The organism is Dysgonomonas gadei ATCC BAA-286, from assembly GCF_000213555.1.
Lineage (GTDB): Bacteria > Bacteroidota > Bacteroidia > Bacteroidales > Dysgonomonadaceae > Dysgonomonas > Dysgonomonas gadei.
In genome coordinates, this window is sequence record NZ_GL891983.1 from 359,703 (window position 1) to 376,231 (window position 16,529).

Annotated in this window: 11 protein-coding genes and 1 pseudogene; 1 reads left to right on the plus strand and 11 read right to left on the minus strand. The window is 42.9% G+C overall.

Annotated features, from left to right (window positions below; genetic code table 11):
* Positions 1-42: 42 nt before the first annotated feature.
* A complete protein-coding gene (locus HMPREF9455_RS11500; protein WP_006799868.1) occupies positions 43-1,044 on the plus strand; it encodes an alpha/beta hydrolase in 1,002 nt (333 codons plus the stop codon).
* Here HMPREF9455_RS11500 and HMPREF9455_RS11505 read toward each other — a convergent pair.
* The 11 genes and pseudogenes from HMPREF9455_RS11505 to HMPREF9455_RS11550 all read right to left on the minus strand — a co-directional run bounded on the left by HMPREF9455_RS11505 (position 1,041) and on the right by HMPREF9455_RS11550 (position 16,515).
* On the minus strand, positions 1,041-2,522 hold the full coding sequence (locus HMPREF9455_RS11505) for a rhamnogalacturonidase (RefSeq protein ID WP_044216097.1): 1,482 nt from the start codon (positions 2,520-2,522) through the stop codon (positions 1,041-1,043). The genes HMPREF9455_RS11500 and HMPREF9455_RS11505 overlap by 4 nt on opposite strands.
* A 5-nt stretch (positions 2,523-2,527) precedes the next feature.
* Positions 2,528-3,352, minus strand: a complete 825-nt coding sequence (locus tag HMPREF9455_RS11510; protein ID WP_006799870.1) for a hypothetical protein — start codon at positions 3,350-3,352, stop codon at positions 2,528-2,530.
* 1 nt (position 3,353) lies between these two features.
* Positions 3,354-5,453: a DUF4450 domain-containing protein gene (locus tag HMPREF9455_RS11515; RefSeq protein ID WP_221408048.1), complete on the minus strand. Its 2,100-nt coding sequence runs from the start codon at positions 5,451-5,453 to the stop codon at positions 3,354-3,356.
* A 491-nt stretch (positions 5,454-5,944) separates the two neighbouring features.
* A complete protein-coding gene (locus HMPREF9455_RS11520) occupies positions 5,945-7,192 on the minus strand; it encodes a glycoside hydrolase family 88/105 protein (RefSeq protein WP_006799872.1) in 1,248 nt (415 codons plus the stop codon).
* 61 nt (positions 7,193-7,253) lie between these two features.
* Positions 7,254-8,522, minus strand: a complete 1,269-nt coding sequence (locus HMPREF9455_RS11525) for a rhamnogalacturonan acetylesterase (RefSeq protein WP_006799873.1) — start codon at positions 8,520-8,522, stop codon at positions 7,254-7,256.
* Positions 8,523-8,534: 12 nt separating this feature from the next.
* Positions 8,535-8,849, minus strand: a complete 315-nt coding sequence (rhaM, locus tag HMPREF9455_RS11530; protein ID WP_006799874.1) for an L-rhamnose mutarotase — start codon at positions 8,847-8,849, stop codon at positions 8,535-8,537.
* A gap of 9 nt (positions 8,850-8,858) precedes the next feature.
* Positions 8,859-9,554, minus strand: coding sequence for a rhamnogalacturonan acetylesterase (locus tag HMPREF9455_RS21800; protein WP_395858105.1), 696 nt, complete (start codon positions 9,552-9,554; stop codon positions 8,859-8,861).
* 57 nt (positions 9,555-9,611) lie between these two features.
* Positions 9,612-11,009: pseudogene (locus HMPREF9455_RS21805) on the minus strand (glycoside hydrolase family 88/105 protein); the annotation flags it as partial.
* Between the two features lie 88 nt (positions 11,010-11,097).
* The gene (locus HMPREF9455_RS11540) at positions 11,098-12,330 is read right to left on the minus strand and encodes an oligogalacturonate lyase family protein (RefSeq protein WP_245532184.1); all 1,233 of its coding nucleotides are present in this window, start codon (positions 12,328-12,330) and stop codon (positions 11,098-11,100) included.
* Positions 12,327-14,357 carry a rhamnogalacturonan lyase gene (locus HMPREF9455_RS11545; protein WP_006799877.1) on the minus strand — a complete coding sequence of 677 codons (2,031 nt, stop codon included), beginning with the start codon at positions 14,355-14,357 and terminating at the stop codon, positions 12,327-12,329. Before HMPREF9455_RS11545 ends, HMPREF9455_RS11540 begins: the two co-directional genes overlap by 4 nt.
* A gap of 91 nt (positions 14,358-14,448) precedes the next feature.
* Positions 14,449-16,515, minus strand: a complete 2,067-nt coding sequence (locus HMPREF9455_RS11550) for a RagB/SusD family nutrient uptake outer membrane protein (protein ID WP_006799878.1) — start codon at positions 16,513-16,515, stop codon at positions 14,449-14,451.
* Positions 16,516-16,529 lie beyond the last annotated feature (14 nt).

Consider the following 16,529-nt stretch of genomic DNA (forward strand, 5'->3'; position numbering starts at 1 on the left):
TACTACTCATTGCCTCTCCCTCCTGATATAAATGAAGTAGTTATGAGATTTTACTGTACACTTATATTCTTTCTGTGTATATCTGCTATTACGCAAGCGCAGACGGTTATGATAGATGGAATCCCCAGAGATACATCGTTCACGCTGCATAGTGCATATACAAAGGCTCTTAAACAATATCCTCAAATAAAAAAAGCCTTGCCCAGTCTACCAGAATCCGTGCAGGTAATAGAACATCTGGTATATTCCAACCCCACAGAAAGCAGGAAGCTACATTTCAACGTATATCGCCCGAAAGGTAACAACAAGTACCCTGCCCTACTTATGGTACATGGTGGCGGATGGAGTTCAGGAGACTTGTCTCTCCAAATACCTATGGCACAACAGATAGCAGCAAAAGGCTATGTAACCATCCCGGTTGAATACAGGTTATCTCCTGAAGCGATCTATCCGGCGGCTCTATTTGACCTGAAAACAGCTATCAGGTGGATACGTGCAAACGCAGACACATACGGCATAGATACTTGCAGGATAGCTATCTCGGGTTGCTCGGCCGGAGGACATCTGGCCATGCTTACAGGAATAACCAATGGGCAGACCGCATTTGAGAATCCGAAGGAATATCCCCAATATTCAAGTAAAGTCCATGCGATCATAAACATAGACGGCATATCCGACTTCTCGGGTGATGAACTGAAAGCATCTCGCATATCCCTGTCTAAAAACAAGATCCCCGCATCGGTCAAATGGCTGGGAAGCACTTATGAGGAAGATAAAGAGGTATGGGAAACGGCCTCTCCTATTCACCATGTAACGGATCAATCTCCTCCTGTATGCTTTATCAACAGCTCCATTCCACGCTTTCATGGCGGCCGGGACGAGATTATAGAGAAGCTGTCTACCTTTAATATTTATACCGAAGTACATACCTTGGAAGATACCCCACACCCTTTCTGGCTGTTTCATCCATGGGTCAACACAACTGTTAGCTATATGGTTAACTTTCTGGATCATACATTCAAGAGTAAAATCAATGACTTTTAAAACTCGGAAATCTCACTCAATTCAACTTTGAATCCCTTTACTTCCGACAATACATAAGGCTCTACGTCCTTTGCCACTTTTGCCCGGTAGTTAATCAAACGACAACCGTCCACATCCTTCAACCAAAGAGAAGGACGATAATCCGGAGTCATAAAATCTACCTGCACATTATTGAGTTCTATATTATGTGCATGGCGGATAAAGAATCCCGATGCGGGTATGGTGCCGAACATCCACGGCTCCGGATATAAGCTCTCATTTTCGGGAGGAGTAAGTTTTGCGTCCTCTGCCGTGCCGCCGCCCTTATATAATATGCGGATATCCGACAGGGTCACATCATCAATATGGTAATCGGGCACACCGCTAATAATAGAAGCATAGCGCGAATCGGCATTATACACATTGACATTACTGATCGTTATCCTCGACATGCGTCCCATCGGCGTGCCTTTAGGACTTCTCATGCGCGAACCCAGACGAAGAAAGATAGGAGCATTTACTATATCCCGCATTGTAATATTGTTGATAACTATATCTTCCAAGAAGCCTCCGTCCACCGTTTCGAGGGCAAGACCACGGCAACGCTCGAATACACAATTAGATATGCTGATATTCCTGAATCCTCCACTCGACTCCGTGCCCAGCTTTATACGTCCGGTTACATAACCCTGATCAGGGGCTTGCGGCTCATTCCGGCGGAATGTACCGTCTATTACCGAGCCTTTGTCGTATCCGCTTACATAGCAGTTCGTTATAGTTATATTCTCCGTATCCCGAAAGAATCCTAAACCATAGCTGCTTTTCAGTACGATAGCATCGTCCCATGGTGAATTTACTGAGCAATCCGATATACGGACATTGCGGCAGCAATCTATATCGAAGCCATCCCTGTTTGTATCTACTTTTACATTGTGGATAGTCATATTATCCACACCTGTAGCCAATAGTGCAAAATGTCCGCAGTTGACCATCGTCACTTCTTTAAGGATTACATTGCGGCATAGTTTCAGGCTCAACGCCTTATTCCCCACTCCGGGCAGCCGGCTTTCTTCGCGGGTAAGTCCGCGACCGTCTATCATACCCTGACCGCAAACCGTTATATTCTCAAGTTCTATCCCCCATATCAGGCTATTCTTCCAGTGGCTATGGCCAAAATCCTGAAAGCGGTTATGTTCATTATCCTCTGCCAGATCATATCCTGATGCTTCTCCGGGATAAGCAGCCAATAATACAGACCCTGCATCCAGATAAAGCGTTATATTGCTTTGCAGACGAACCGAATAGCTCAGGTATGTACCTGCCGGAAAGAATATTGTCCCTCCCCCGTTCTTTGCGGCATCTTCAATAGCCCGGTTTATAGCCGGCGAATCTATTTGTGTGCCATCGCCCTTTGCCCCGTAATCTTTTACATTATAAAAAACGGATGCATTCAAGCTCAAAGAACTGATAACCAACAACATTAAATATATATTTTTCATAACATTCATTCTAACGGCATTAAACGGAATGTCCGCAATTCGGAAGCATTCCCGTACATTGTATGATGTCTCGACAGATTCCAGAATCCGTCTTTCTCTTTTCCCTGACTATTATCATAATCAATAACAGCCCAGCAAAGGCCGATCAGTTTATTCTCCCACAATTCGGAAGCGATTGAATGATCCGCTCCTTTGGGTGAAGCATAATCGAACGGACTTATATAAAACTCAAGTATAAGCTTACCGCTTTCGCCCTCTTTGAAATTATAGTTGTATGCATAATCGGAATATGGTTTCTCTTTGAGCCACTGCTGCGGCCCCCAATACATACACCAATCACCGTTTTTGGCCGGGGTGTATATATGATAATTCTGAGCATGCCGCCCGTGAAACAACTGCCAGGCATCTTCTTTACTTACATCCCTGAACGGATAAAACTTATCTATAAAAGGACCACCCGATCGGTCACCATCAACTACAACTTCGAATATATCTACCATAAGATCGTCACGCGTAAAAGACCAGTAATCGTCATAAGCTTCGTAGAAGAAGTATAATCTGTTCAGCCCTTGTACCCATCCTACTTTCACTTTTATATCCAGATTCGCCTTATCGGGGCGGCGGTGCTTCCCTTCGTCCTCGGTCATAGATTCCATGCCTATAATATAGCTATCGGGCACAATATCCCAGTCATCGGTGTTCCCATCAATTTGGGGGATTTTATCTGAAGGAAAACAAAATACACTGAACACTGTATCAGTCTGCCCCCATAGAGGACCGACAAACATATATTGTAATAAGAGTATAAATATTGTAATACTCTTTTTCATTCTATTTATTTTTAACTATATCGCCCTTCTCTTTTTGAAAGAGCATAGGTAACATATAATGGTTATAATCAGCCTTTTCGTTTTGCCGGTATATACAGAAGTATTCTTTCTGTCCGCTTTTCAGAGGCAAAACAGCCGCTAAAGCCGGAGCATCCGTCTTTTTCCCCGATTCGAAGAAAGAGAGTGGAGACTGTTGCATATAGGCATCCGACAAACGGATTTCGGAAGAAACCGGCATAACAGCATTGATCGTTTTCAGTTTCATACTTTGCCCGTAATACAAAGTAAAGGCTGTCCACTCCACGCTGAACACATTGTATTTACAGTAAACAGGCTTTAAACTACCATTATCTGTCTTTTCCAACACTTTTCCATAAGCTCCTCCGTACGACCAGAACAAGGAAATATCAGCCGGTATTTTTACAGCGGAGACCTCTATAATAAGTCCATCCGAAGAGCTCAACGCAACCGCATTTACAGTAATTTCTCCTCCTTTCAATACCGGATCGGAAAGCCTGTATATCAATTGCCTGCCGGATTGCTTTACATTTTTTACTTTGAAATCCCTCAGCCATTTGCTGCTCTGCCCTTGTATAATCCCGAACTTTAAATTTCCGGCCATTTCAGGTAAAGGGAAGGAAAATTCGGGATGTGCGGCGCCTTTTATTTTCGCCTCTTTACTTACTCCATTTAGGGCATAAGGAAAATCCGTTTCTATAGCCACAACACCTGACGGGAAATGAACATTCTCACTGTTTTCGATTACAACAGGCTCCCGGTTCTTCGCTTTTATATTTATATTGTCAAATTTCCAGTCTCTTGCATATCTGACATCGCCTATCCTGTCTACATTGGCATCTATATCACTGAAGTTGAAATTCTTCATCTGGGAAGTTTCACTCCCTTCCACACTCATAAACGTTTTCGAATTCCGCACCTTAAAACCGGATAAATATATATCATTGAAGTAGGGCATCCCTTTGTCCGGTTCCACTTCTTCAAGCATTTTCCTCCAGTGTTCAGGTATTTCTTTGTTTGCATATTCTTTGGGCAAAGTAGAATAACTATATGATGGGTTCCAGTTCATTGTCGCTTCAAACACTGTTCTCACATTATCCATTTCTACATCCCTGATATAGATATGTTCGGTAGTGCCACCCCTGTTCATCGCTGATTTAAGGCGGATACCTACCGTTGTCCCCTTCGCTTTCAACCCTTCGGCAAGCACATGACGGATACCGCCCGAGGTCTCACTGCCGCATGTGAGTAATCCTCCGCCTGCACGCGATATACAATTACGTATCACGATATATTCGGTAGGACGGTTTACCCGTAAACCATCGGCATCACGCCCCGATTTGAGACAAAAATTATCATCGTTACAATCTATATCGCAGTTTTCTACTAATATATAGGATGATGAATCTATATCCACCCCATCCGTACTCGGCCCATGCCCTCCCACGTTGTTTTGGATAATAACCCCGTCCACAGTGCAATAAGACGAATAGAGAATCTGTATAGTCCAGAATCCCGCCTGACGAAAAGTAAGTCCCTTTACCGTTACATCCGACGATTCGGAAACCAAAAGTGTACGCGGGCGTTTACAATCGTAATCCACAATCCACCTTAACCCTTTAGCTTCGTAATCCTTACGCATTGCCCAGTAGGAATCCCAGAATACTTTACCTTGTGCATGCACCACTCCTTCGCCGCTCACCATCACGTTTTTTTGTCCCAGAACATTGATTAACGCCGATGGCCACTGCATCTCTATCCCTGCAACCCGTGTATTCATCTCGGGGTAATCTTTCAGATCGGTACTGCCGAGCAAAGTGGTGTGCTTAGGAATAATAAAATGAACCCCTTCTTTCAGATAAACGGAGCCTGTAAGGTATTTTCCCGGAGAAAAGGTAACAGTTCCGCCACCATTCCGGGCACATTCGTCGATGGCCTTCTGAATAGCTTTTGTATTCATTGTAACACCATCGGCCACCGCGCCATAGTCCGCTACGTTATACGACCTGTTACTTTTCGGTATATTTCTCGCACCCGTTTTCTCTACCCAGCTCAATTCGGGGATGCGGCTCGCATAAGCCATGCAAGTCACATATAAACAGATTATTAAAATAAAAAAACGGATACTATTTATCATAATTATATTATTTATTAGTCCCCTAAATACAGTGAACAGTTAGCAGTTAACAATAAAATCTTGTTCTTACAACCAGTCATTATTAACTGTCCATTGTCAACTCTCAATTCAAAAAAGGTAACACATGTAACACTTTTTTTATTATTTTTCTACTGTTACCTTTGTTATTCTCGTAGGGTCAGGTCTTGTGCCTGCCCATTATGTAACAGGCGGGCAACCACAAGGGATTGCCCCTACATAAATTCTCAAAAAGTAACAAAAGTAACAGCTTCTTTCAGTTAATAGTAAATACCTCTTTTTACTTTATACTCAATACTTACTACTTTGAAAAAGTAACAAAGGTAACACATATTACATATTTTAAAACCTGCAACCTTTCACTCATTATCAACACTTTGACAACAATATATAGATAAAATTATTACTTTCCGATCACATTATTTCTTCCGGCTCTGAGACTTTGCCAGTTTCATCATTTCTATACCCGTATCAATGATAAGCCCCAACCCGTGCTTTTCATTCTCGCCTACCGGACGGTTGTAATAGAAAGGCAGATCGTCGGTGATTCCTGTTCCTACACATACATTTTTGAAATGTCCGTCTTCTGTTATCTGTGTTTCCTTCAAGGCCTTCCATGCAATCTGGGCCATAGCAGTATAAGCCGGATCTATCCATTTATTGTTCACAGCCTTAGCAATGCCATAGATATACATGGATGTAACAGATGACTCGTCATACGATTCAGGCTTATCCAGTAACTGATTCCACATGCCATTGGCATTCTGGTATCGGGATGCACCGACAATCTGTTTTTCAAGCAGGGCTATAAGTTCCCCACGCCTCGGGTGAGTCTCCGGCATTACATCCAGAAGCATTACTAAAGAGACAGTTATCCAACCGTTCGCCCGTCCCCAGAATGCCACACCATTGCGTTTCATATCAGTATAATAGCAATGGTAAAACAGTTGCTTTTCGGGGCACCACAGGTAACCGGCAATATTGATAATCTGGCGCGCTGCCTCGTCATAGTATTTAGCGTCCCCTGTCATCTTTGCCATTTGCGATAAAAAGGAGACACTCATATAAACGTCGTCGGCCCAGACCGTCATCTTACGGGGAAATGTCCGGCAAAGCGTACCGTCCGATAAGCGTACCTGCCCGTTCATTATATGATTGGCTGCCGTTTCTATATATGTCTTATATTCCGCTCTCTTATCCAGCATATATACATCAATCACTGCCGCTCCCATTGCCCCGCAATCGTCCAGTTCCTTCGTATTCCATAATTGCCCGAAAGGCCAGTGCCAATGTTTGCGGTCGTTACGGAATGTATTTTTGAAATACCCGTAATTGGCAAAGCCAAAAGCGACGTGATTTTTCGCATAGTCCGTATATTTTGGCTCATTGAGGTATTCACCCAGATGCATCATACTCATATCCAGCACTCCATTGGAATAATGCCACTCTGTAAGCGGACTTTTAAACCTGACGTCTTCACCTTTTAGTATTTCCTTTGTGCTGTTGTATGTAGCTCCGGTAGTGACTCCTACAAACTGTGTCACGGGTTGTTTCAATATATTGTCGGCTACAGCCCTTATACATTCTTCATCGGTACGCTGTTGTCCGAATACCGAAATGGATAATAAAGAGAATACTCCGAGAATGATTGATGCAGTTCGTTTCATATAATTATAAAAGTTTTTATTTCAAGATTTTATGTATCTGTCAATTTTAGTCTATTCCATATCAGTTACCGTCCGGTTTTACCATCGAGGAGAATGGAGTGGCCGGAATATCGAATTTATCAGGGTCATCGGGATGAGCCGGATCGAAAGGCCTGACATCTTTTCTGATGTATTTTTTTACAGGCAGGTTATTATCGATCATGCCTTTTAGTATGCACCTGGCTATTTCGGTTCCTCCATAAGGATTGAAATGTGTATTATCAGCCAGCGGTTCTTTCTGATTCGGGAAAGTACCTGCGGGATAATAGACAAAAGCTCGTTTTGAACCTTCCACACCCCAAGCTTCATATAATGTCGCACTCATATTATTGAGGTCGATGAGTGTAATATTTTCTTCTTTTGCCAATTGCCTTACAGCGTCGGGATAATCGCCATGCGTGTTTTTCACTTTCCCGTTATCATCAAAGAAGCGACGGTGCATAGATGTTACCAGTACCGGAATCGCTCCTTTTTCTCGAGTTTTATCGGCCAGATATTTCAAATCGCTTTTATAGCTTGTATAGGGACCTTTCCCCTCTCCTTTCTGTTTCTGGTCGTTATGTCCGAACTCGATGAACAGGTAATCGCCTTTTCTCATTTTAGAAAGGAGTTTGGCAAATCTTTTTGAGGCAACGAATGTATTGGCCGCTTCACCCGATTCCGCATAATTGGCTATCGCAATATCAGAGGTAAAGAATCTCGGAAAAATCTGTCCCCAGCCGCACCACGGCTCTTCAGCTTCATCCACCACTGTAGAATTTCCCGCAAGGAATATGGTCGGAATATTATCGGCCTTTTCTATTTCTATCTTTGCTACCACCGGATTCTTCCCGTTAAACTCCAACGTAAGTTTATCGTCCCAAATAAGTTTTCCTGTTTCGCGCTTCTTTATCCGTACCGAATCCGTATCTCCGATTTTTGTATTACGAATATTCACGGCAAAAGTATGAGTCGAATATTTACCCTTTGAGGTTTTGATATTGGCAAGCATGAGCCTGCGCGATTCGGCTTTCACGGTTGTGTTGCTTTCACCTTTATCACTGCCCAGTACAACCGTCACTTTATAATTGCCTTCGGGTACATCTACAGAAAAGAAAAAGGAATTTCCATTTGTCGGATTTGTATTCAAATCGTATCCGTATACCGAATTTTCGCCATAGATAGTATTCGACGGCACAGAAACGTAACCTTTTACAGGTTTATCCGTAAAGTTGAATTTATAAATCGTCTGCTGTCCGAGAACAGTTATCGAGCTTAAAAGAAACAGAAAGATGTAACAGGTTTTTCTCATTTGATATACTGTTTAATCCATATGAAAAACTTCCTGCAATGGAATGGATACGGGCGAGTTATCCGGATTCGTATCCATAATATCAGCCATATAAGCCCACCATTTCTGCACAATCGGATTACCGCCTAAGTCCTGAGAGGAACTATCGCCATCAATAACCTGATAACCAAACAATAGATTCGTTTCCTTATCCCAGAAAATCGTATAATCGGATACGCTTGTATCTTTGAGTAATTGCTTCAATTCCGGCCAGATAGCGTTGTGTCTTTTCTCATACTCTGCTTCGAATCCCGGTTTCAAATACATTTTAAAAGCTTGTCTTTTCATGATATGTTATTATTTCAATATATACTGGTTCAAAGAAAAACCATTCAGACTTTGTAAGCCTTCTATTACCGACTGCCCGTTTATGATAGCCCCGTCGTATGTTGTATGCACACTGTCAACGAACAGCTGCTTTCCTTTTTCTTCACCCATTGTATCGCATTTATCAGCCGTGCGGTCATTAAGATCGATAAATTCTACGCCTTCTTGTTGAGCCACTTCTTTTGCCCATCTGGTATATGTTTCGGTCATACGGTTCATTTTTCCGTTTGTCCATCTGTTGCCGGGTGTAGGGGACAGCACAACCGGTATGGCTCCGACCGCTTTCGCCTGACGGATATAGATACGCAGATAGTGACCAAAAGTGAACACTTCTTCGGGGCCGCCGTTACGTTCCATTATTACCACCTGAGACTCATCCCCCGTACCATTGAGTGAAGCACGCGCACGCCCTGTATTCAGAGGGCCGCCATCGTTATGTCCGAACTGTATAAACAGATAGTCGCCTTTGCGGATACCCGGCAATACCTTATTCCAGAGATCTTCGGTAAAGAATGTCCGGCTACTGCGTCCGCCTAATGCATGGTTTTCCACTGATATACGTGTGGTATCGAAAAATTGCTGAAAGAAGCTTCCCCAGCCCCACTGACCGCCGTCACCTTTCCCCCGGCCGTTCTTCACGGTAGAGTCGCCGATAAGGAATATCACAGGAGCTTTATCGTTTACCCGTGAACTGCCTGAGGCTATCGCATCGGGGCGCGTAGAGTCTTCAATACCGAATATAGGAGATTTGGTTGTCTGCGGAGATGTGTAATATTGTATGGCACTGTCATTCATACGCGGATAGAATTTTTTCAACAGATTTATCATTTCCGCTCCTGCCAGTAATACCGGCCCGTAACCATGCGCCGCATATACATTCACCGGACGGTAGTAATAGAATGCCGGATCAAATGCCATGCCTGTACCTACACAAGTACCTTCTACCTCTCCGGCACTGTTTATCTTGGTAGAAACCGCGTTCCAGCCCAATTGCGCTACCGGACCGTAAGCCAGGGGATCTATCCAGCCTTTGTTTATAGCACGGGCGATACAATATACATATATCGCTGTAGCCGACGTTTCCAGATACGAATCGTTTCTGTCCAGCAACTGATGCCAGAATCCTTCTCCCGACTGATACGAAACTATTCCTTTGATATGTGCACGCAGCTGTTCCAGTATGCGTTGCCGTTCAGGGTGGTTTTCGGGTAATACATCCAGTACTTCGGTCATAGTCAGCACTGCCCATCCGTTGGCACGTCCCCAGAAAAACGCAGGATGCTCTGTCATAGACTCTACCCAGCCATGCATATACAATCCTTTTTCTTTCACAAACATACGTTCCGAGAATTGTTTGATTTGCTTCGCCGCTTCATTATAATATTTGGCGTCTCCTGTCAGTTTTCCCATTTGTACTATCGCAGGGATACTCATATACATGTCGTCGAGCCAGAGCGTGTTCATTTGCGGGCGCTTACGGGCAAACGTACCGTCGCTCAGGCGATATTCCTTATACATGATGTAGTTCATATAATTGTCTATAATACTTCTCAGCTCATAGTCAGGTTTATCCTGCTGCAGCTTTATCATCGCGGCACACATAGCGCCTGCGTCATCGAGCGCATGAGGGGTCAGCATCTGTTTCATCTGCGGGTCGATAACCCCGTAATCGTTCATCAGTCTTTTGAAATGAGGGGCGGCATCCGACAGGAATCTGAATCTGTCGTCCACATATTTATAATACGCTTTATCGCCGGTAGCCTTCGCCACTTCAAGCATTCCGGAATAGGTTACCCCCCATTCATAACTTGCAAGGCGGAAATTGCCACGTTCCAGAATCGCATTTTTATCCACTTTGGATAAGTCGGTAATTGCCTTATGGCTATCTTTATCTACAACCCGTGCCGGAGTAGCTTCATCCAGATATTTCAGGACCCTGTCCAAGGATGCTTTTATATCCTTTTCGGTCAGTTCCCTGTATGGAGTATTATAATCGGGAGTCAAAAGATGTAATGGCGTATTGAAATCATTTACTTTTTCCTGCTTCTTTTGAGCGAAGAGATTAAAATTATTGATTAAAAAGATTAAACTTAAAGTGAGTAGAATTCCCTGTTTCTTCATGGTATTTTTTTATTACAAATAAAGGTTTTCTTATGGGATTAATATATGTAAAATCATTCAAATAGATAGAAATTTAGGTCTAAGTTCCCTATTTCATGGCTTGTGCTATATTAATCACCATCAGGCTTAATTTATTGCCATCAGACAAATATCCCGACTGTATAAGTACGCGCGTATTGTCCGGACTGAACGAAGGATGTGTATGATCCGGCTTCATCCGGTGATTTGCCGTTAACAACTTCCGTTCTCCGGTCATACTGTTTATAAGATAAACTTCCCCTTCGAAATTATCCGATGCTCCCCACTTTCCATCCGAAGTGCCTCCGCAATGCCAGAACCCTGAACCATAATCCAATTGTCCGAGTAGTTGTACTTCATCAGTTCTCACATTAATGCGGAATAAGCCGGTCGGTCTCTTTCGCAAACGGGGTAGATGCCCCATCACATTGAAATATACATGATCTCTGTCTACCCATGTTTCGTGAGTTACCCAATCATTGGCGTCTTCTGCAAATAAGGGACGGTTATCCGAGCCATCCGCTTTTGTTATCCACATGCGTTGCGGGGCATCACCTCCTGTTTCCTGACAATACAGGATTTCTCCTGCAAAAAAAGGATTTGCCTGTACATGTCCCATTGTAAAAGGTACATCTACGACAGTAGATATATCTCCTGTTCTGAGGTCAATAGCCCTTATGCCTGAAGGTACCTGCGCTATACGGAATTCATTATCACCTTCTGTTTTTTCTACTTTTGCCCCAACAAGCCGTACACCAACATATGCTTTCGATTCATCGGCGTCGAGAGTAAAACCACCCGACTCTGCCAGGTGGGAAGGTAATATTGTAATAGCTCGCTCGTATGCTTCTTTTTGCTTTATGGTATTTCTGTAACTATCATTAAGTAATGAATCGAGATTTAGCTCTATCAGTGTTTTTACATTATTCTCCGTTCTGAAATAATATAATTTATTGGAAAGGCGCGCCACATTCAGACTGCCTGTACCAGTACCCTCACCGTCTGTCAATTGTATAATCTCCCCGGTCGCCTCCGACACGGCAAATGCCTGTGAATGCTTATCTGCCGAACGGTCGGAAGACCTGAAAACGATATACCTCCCATCCGAAGTCCATTGCGGATGCGTCGGATATAATTTGGCATCGCTATACGTGCCGTTTGTAAGTGCCGTTATCGTATATCCGGTACGGGTATCTACCATCACAAATTTCTCAGAAGGAAAACGCTTGCCGATATCCGAAGCCCGGGTAAAAAGGGACAGGCAAAGGAGTACTATTAAGATTACAGTATATCTATTCATCATTTAAATGTTATATAAACATAGTCCTTAAACTCGTATCCACGGTAAGTCACAGTCAGTTCAACTTTTGTTTTCTTACCTACGGGAATATCTTTCGTTGTTATTTTTCTTATTCTTTCATTTCCTCCTACCGACCAGCTATATGTGTCATAATCCATTCCGGCATTGAGTTCTATATAATCCTTATCTACAATAATATCCTTTACGGGAAAACATTTACCCAGATCGGCCCCGAAATAAAATCCGGGTTGGGTAGGCTGATTATAAGCTACATTCTGAGTGGCGATACTAATCCTGTAAACAGGGTCTTCGAGAAACGTATGAAATCGGTAATCGGTATCATGTGTAGATACATATAATCTCAGGTTCCGATTGTCTTTTGTCCTGAAAAGCACCTCTTCGCGCCAATCGCCGATAATATCGCCTTGCAGGCACGGAGTAGCCTTTGTTCCACTGATGGAAAGACATTCATCGGCAGAAAATAAAACATTCGATGTCTTATTCTTATAATCATATTTTGTAATACTTACTTTATCCAACAACTCTCTCAGCAAGTCGCCATCCCACCAGCAAGCCATATTTACCGATACATTTTCTATAGAAGGATTAATACACTGCCCATCCACATTGTAAATACCATTGCTGAAATGCGACCACATCTCCACTCCGGTATGCTCAGGGTCAATATCGGCAGCCATACAACGTCCGACATCTTCGGTTGATTTTATCTGAAAAAGGACTTCCCCTGTCGCGGCATCACGGTAACTGGAGCCATCGCGCCTGTTTTCGTGACAATCCCAGACCTGCATTCCTTTTTTGCGAGGATCGAACACTGTCATATGCATCGCATCGCCATGCCCCATCTGTGTGCTGTACAGACCTGTTCCATCGTGATCTATTGCACACGAACCGTATATAATCTCATCGCATCCGTCCCCGTCCACATCTCCTACCCTGAGGTTGTGATTGCCTTGCCCGGCATATTTCCCGTTTCCGGGCTGATCGGAATCAAATATCCAGCGGTTCGTAAGTTTACCGTTCCGCCAATCGAAGGCAGCGAGAACAGTGCGTGTATAATATCCGCGACACATAACCACACTCGGGTACTCTCCGTCGAGATAAGCGACACAAGCAAGAAAACGGTCTACCCTATTGCCTCTGGCATCGCCCCATGCGCTAACATCGCCGCGTTGCGGTATATAGTCGATTGTAGACATTGCTTCGCCGGTTTGCCCGTTGAAGACTGTAAGATATTCAGGTCCTTCTATTATAAACCCATATTTATTTCGGTAGTCGGCATCAGCCTCACCTATGATATTTCCTTTTCCGTCGGTAGTCCCGTCTGCTGTTTTCATAACAATCTCGGCTTTGCCGTCATTGTCCAGATCGTAGACCATAAATTGTGTATAATGCGCGCCTGCACGGATATTCCGTCCGAGGTCTATACGCCATAATTTTTCACCGCTCAATTTGTAGCAGTCTATATATACATTTCCGGTATAACCGTTATGTGAGTTGTCATGGGCATTTGAAGGGTCCCACTTCAATATTATTTCATATTCTCCGTCACCATCGACATCTCCTACCGAAGCGTCGTTGGGTGCATAGGTATATGTTTGTCCGTCGGGAGTTATACCTGACGAAGGTATGTCTAATGGAATATTTAAGTTGCCAATAGGTGCATCGGCGGGTAATACGTAAGATTGTTCATCAACCTCTTTCCCTTTTCGTATTTGTTTTAACTGGTAGATAACGGCTGCATCTGATTGTATTTTGTCTTCAAAGTACGTTTTCCCTGAAACAGGTTCTGCATTTATCTTTTCCCCGTTTCTGTATATATTAAAAGATGCATCTAAAGCATCAGATGAAAGATAACGCCAGCTTATAGAATTTGTGCTGTTATTCTTCTTTACCGCAACGAGTCCTCGTCCTAGCTTTTCCCTTTTGAGCTTAGAGTAGTCATAATTGGGTTGGGAGACAAGATGTGTTGTAATAAGTAACAACAAGGTAAGTAATATATAATATTTCATAAACAGCAATTATTTACAGGATGGCTAAATAAGTCCGGCTAATAAAGCTATTAACCGGACTTGGCTTTTCATTATTGAATCTATGCTATAATTAATAGCCCGGATTTTGTATTTGTTGTTTCTCTTCTGATGTTAAAGCTGCTCCGCTCTCATTTGTTATACCGTCCAGAAAAGATTGAGGTATCGGGCGGTAATAGTGTGTCGTAGCTTTAAAGGCAGTATTACCTCTGACATATCCGTCATTAAATGCTTTCCAGCGGGCCTCCAGAGTCTTGGTGCGGGCAAGATCCTCCCATCTGTATGTTTCGCCACAAAGTTCACGAGTACGTTCATTCAATAAGAAACACATCATCTTATCCGCATTGGAAGTACAACCCAATTTTTCATAAATAGGAGTGTCTACTGTCGAATTATATACATCGCTGACAGAGTTTATAAGCATGGATGTTTTTGTTTCCGCTGTAGTTGACGCAATATTGTTAGATTCGTAATATGTATTTTTATCCCAATAAATTGCGCCATCGGCAGAATAACCTCCACCTTTACCATTACAATAAGAGTTATTTTTATAAGATTGACCACCATCAACATGTTTTGTACGGTCTTCCCCATTCTTATATGCTGCACGGTCGCGTAGTTTATTTATCCAGGTTATTGCATTCGAATAATTTGATTCACCCTTACGGATATATGCTTCTGCTATCATTAGTACATCTTCTGCCGAACGAGCCATAATGGCATCGCGTGTTCCAAACTGTGATGCAATGCTGATGCGGTATCCGTCACGATATTTAGACAAGGCCACCGATCGTTTTTGCACTCCATAATAGCCATTATTACCATGAATTCCAACCCATTGCTGAGGCTCCCCTTTAAAGTAACGAACAAAAGTATGTGTATTTTCCATTACTCCATTTTTCAATACCCCTGTTGCATCGTTAGCTACCGCTTGGTAACGGGTATCACCGGCATTATTTACAATATATTTAATTGCTAATTCGCCTCCTACAAAACGTTTAGCACCGGCTACTGTACCGGCGGGACCCAGTTTAGCATTTTCTTCAGTCCATGTTGGCGCTGCTGCTGTAGTGTTACAGCCATAATTAGTGATAAAAGATTTCCAGAAACGGGAATCGTTTACTCGGTCAAATACATCCAATGCATAGTTTGTTGCCCGCGCATACGAGAATTCACGTCCTCCGGAAATATCACGTGCAGTACCTGCAATATCCTGATACACCGATGGATAATACAGATGCATCTGATTTCCATAACGTCCCCATGTAGCCTGATCATCAGAGAACTGTGCAGCCAGGACTACCTCTGTAGCTTTCTCGTTTGCACTGTTTGCTTTCTGATAATCCCACAATTCGACAAAATCATTACACAAAGGATGAGCAGCTACTACTTCGCCTCCATATTTTATTACAGCGTCGAGATCCGCAGAGACCAAAGAAGAATTCCATGAAGAATACAATTCACTGGCACGTGTCAGGTGAGCTTTTGCCAGATAGTGCGCAGCAGCCCATTTTGTAATGCGTCCTGTTTCTGACGGGGTTGTAGGTAATATATCATACGCAGCTTTAAGATCGGAAATAACCTGAGCAAAACAATCTGCTTCAGAGGCACGAGTAAAATAAGTCTCAACAGATGTAGACGGAGCCAACTTCAGTGGCACGCCTCCAAACTGAACTACTAATTGTAAATAAAAATAACCCCGCATAAAATATCCTTCGCCCAGACGGGTATTGTAAGTTGCGCTGCTCTGATTGTAATAAAGAGGCATATTCTGTATAATCGTATTGGCTGATTCTATGCCACCATACATATTATCCCATAATGGGGAAAGAGATTCACCTTCCGAGGAACTCAGGTCTAAACTATAACAATTGTAACTAGGAATAGAGTTATTCGCATCTGTAAATTCGTCCACACCTAAATTGAACATGTTAATTCCCCAAACGTAATTGAATTTGAATTTCAACTTAGAATAAGCGCCGGTAACCAATGCATCAAGTCCTTCCTGTGTCTTGAAATAGTCGGTACTATACTGCGTCGTTAATTCTTCATCCAAAAAACTTTCACTACATGAAGGCAGGCTTGACAGGCCTAATGTACCTACTATAGCTGAAGCCATTAATATCTTATTTATTTTCATTTTATTCTTCTTTT

Bases quoted from the DNA above. Each gene is read 5' to 3' on its own strand.
- HMPREF9455_RS11500 (WP_006799868.1), top strand. From the start codon at position 43: ATGAGATTTTACTGTACACTTATATTCTTTCTGTGTATATCTGCTATT.
- HMPREF9455_RS11505 (WP_044216097.1), bottom strand. From the start codon at position 2,522: ATGAAAAATATATATTTAATGTTGTTGGTTATCAGTTCTTTGAGCTTG.
- HMPREF9455_RS11510 (WP_006799870.1), bottom strand. From the start codon at position 3,352: ATGAAAAAGAGTATTACAATATTTATACTCTTATTACAATATATGTTT.
- HMPREF9455_RS11515 (WP_221408048.1), bottom strand. From the start codon at position 5,453: ATGGCTTATGCGAGCCGCATCCCCGAATTGAGCTGGGTAGAGAAAACG.
- HMPREF9455_RS11520 (WP_006799872.1), bottom strand. From the start codon at position 7,192: ATGAAACGAACTGCATCAATCATTCTCGGAGTATTCTCTTTATTATCC.
- HMPREF9455_RS11525 (WP_006799873.1), bottom strand. From the start codon at position 8,522: ATGAGAAAAACCTGTTACATCTTTCTGTTTCTTTTAAGCTCGATAACT.
- rhaM (WP_006799874.1), bottom strand. From the start codon at position 8,849: ATGAAAAGACAAGCTTTTAAAATGTATTTGAAACCGGGATTCGAAGCA.
- HMPREF9455_RS11540 (WP_245532184.1), bottom strand. From the start codon at position 12,330: ATGATGAATAGATATACTGTAATCTTAATAGTACTCCTTTGCCTGTCC.
- HMPREF9455_RS11545 (WP_006799877.1), bottom strand. From the start codon at position 14,357: ATGAAATATTATATATTACTTACCTTGTTGTTACTTATTACAACACAT.
- HMPREF9455_RS11550 (WP_006799878.1), bottom strand. From the start codon at position 16,515: ATGAAAATAAATAAGATATTAATGGCTTCAGCTATAGTAGGTACATTA.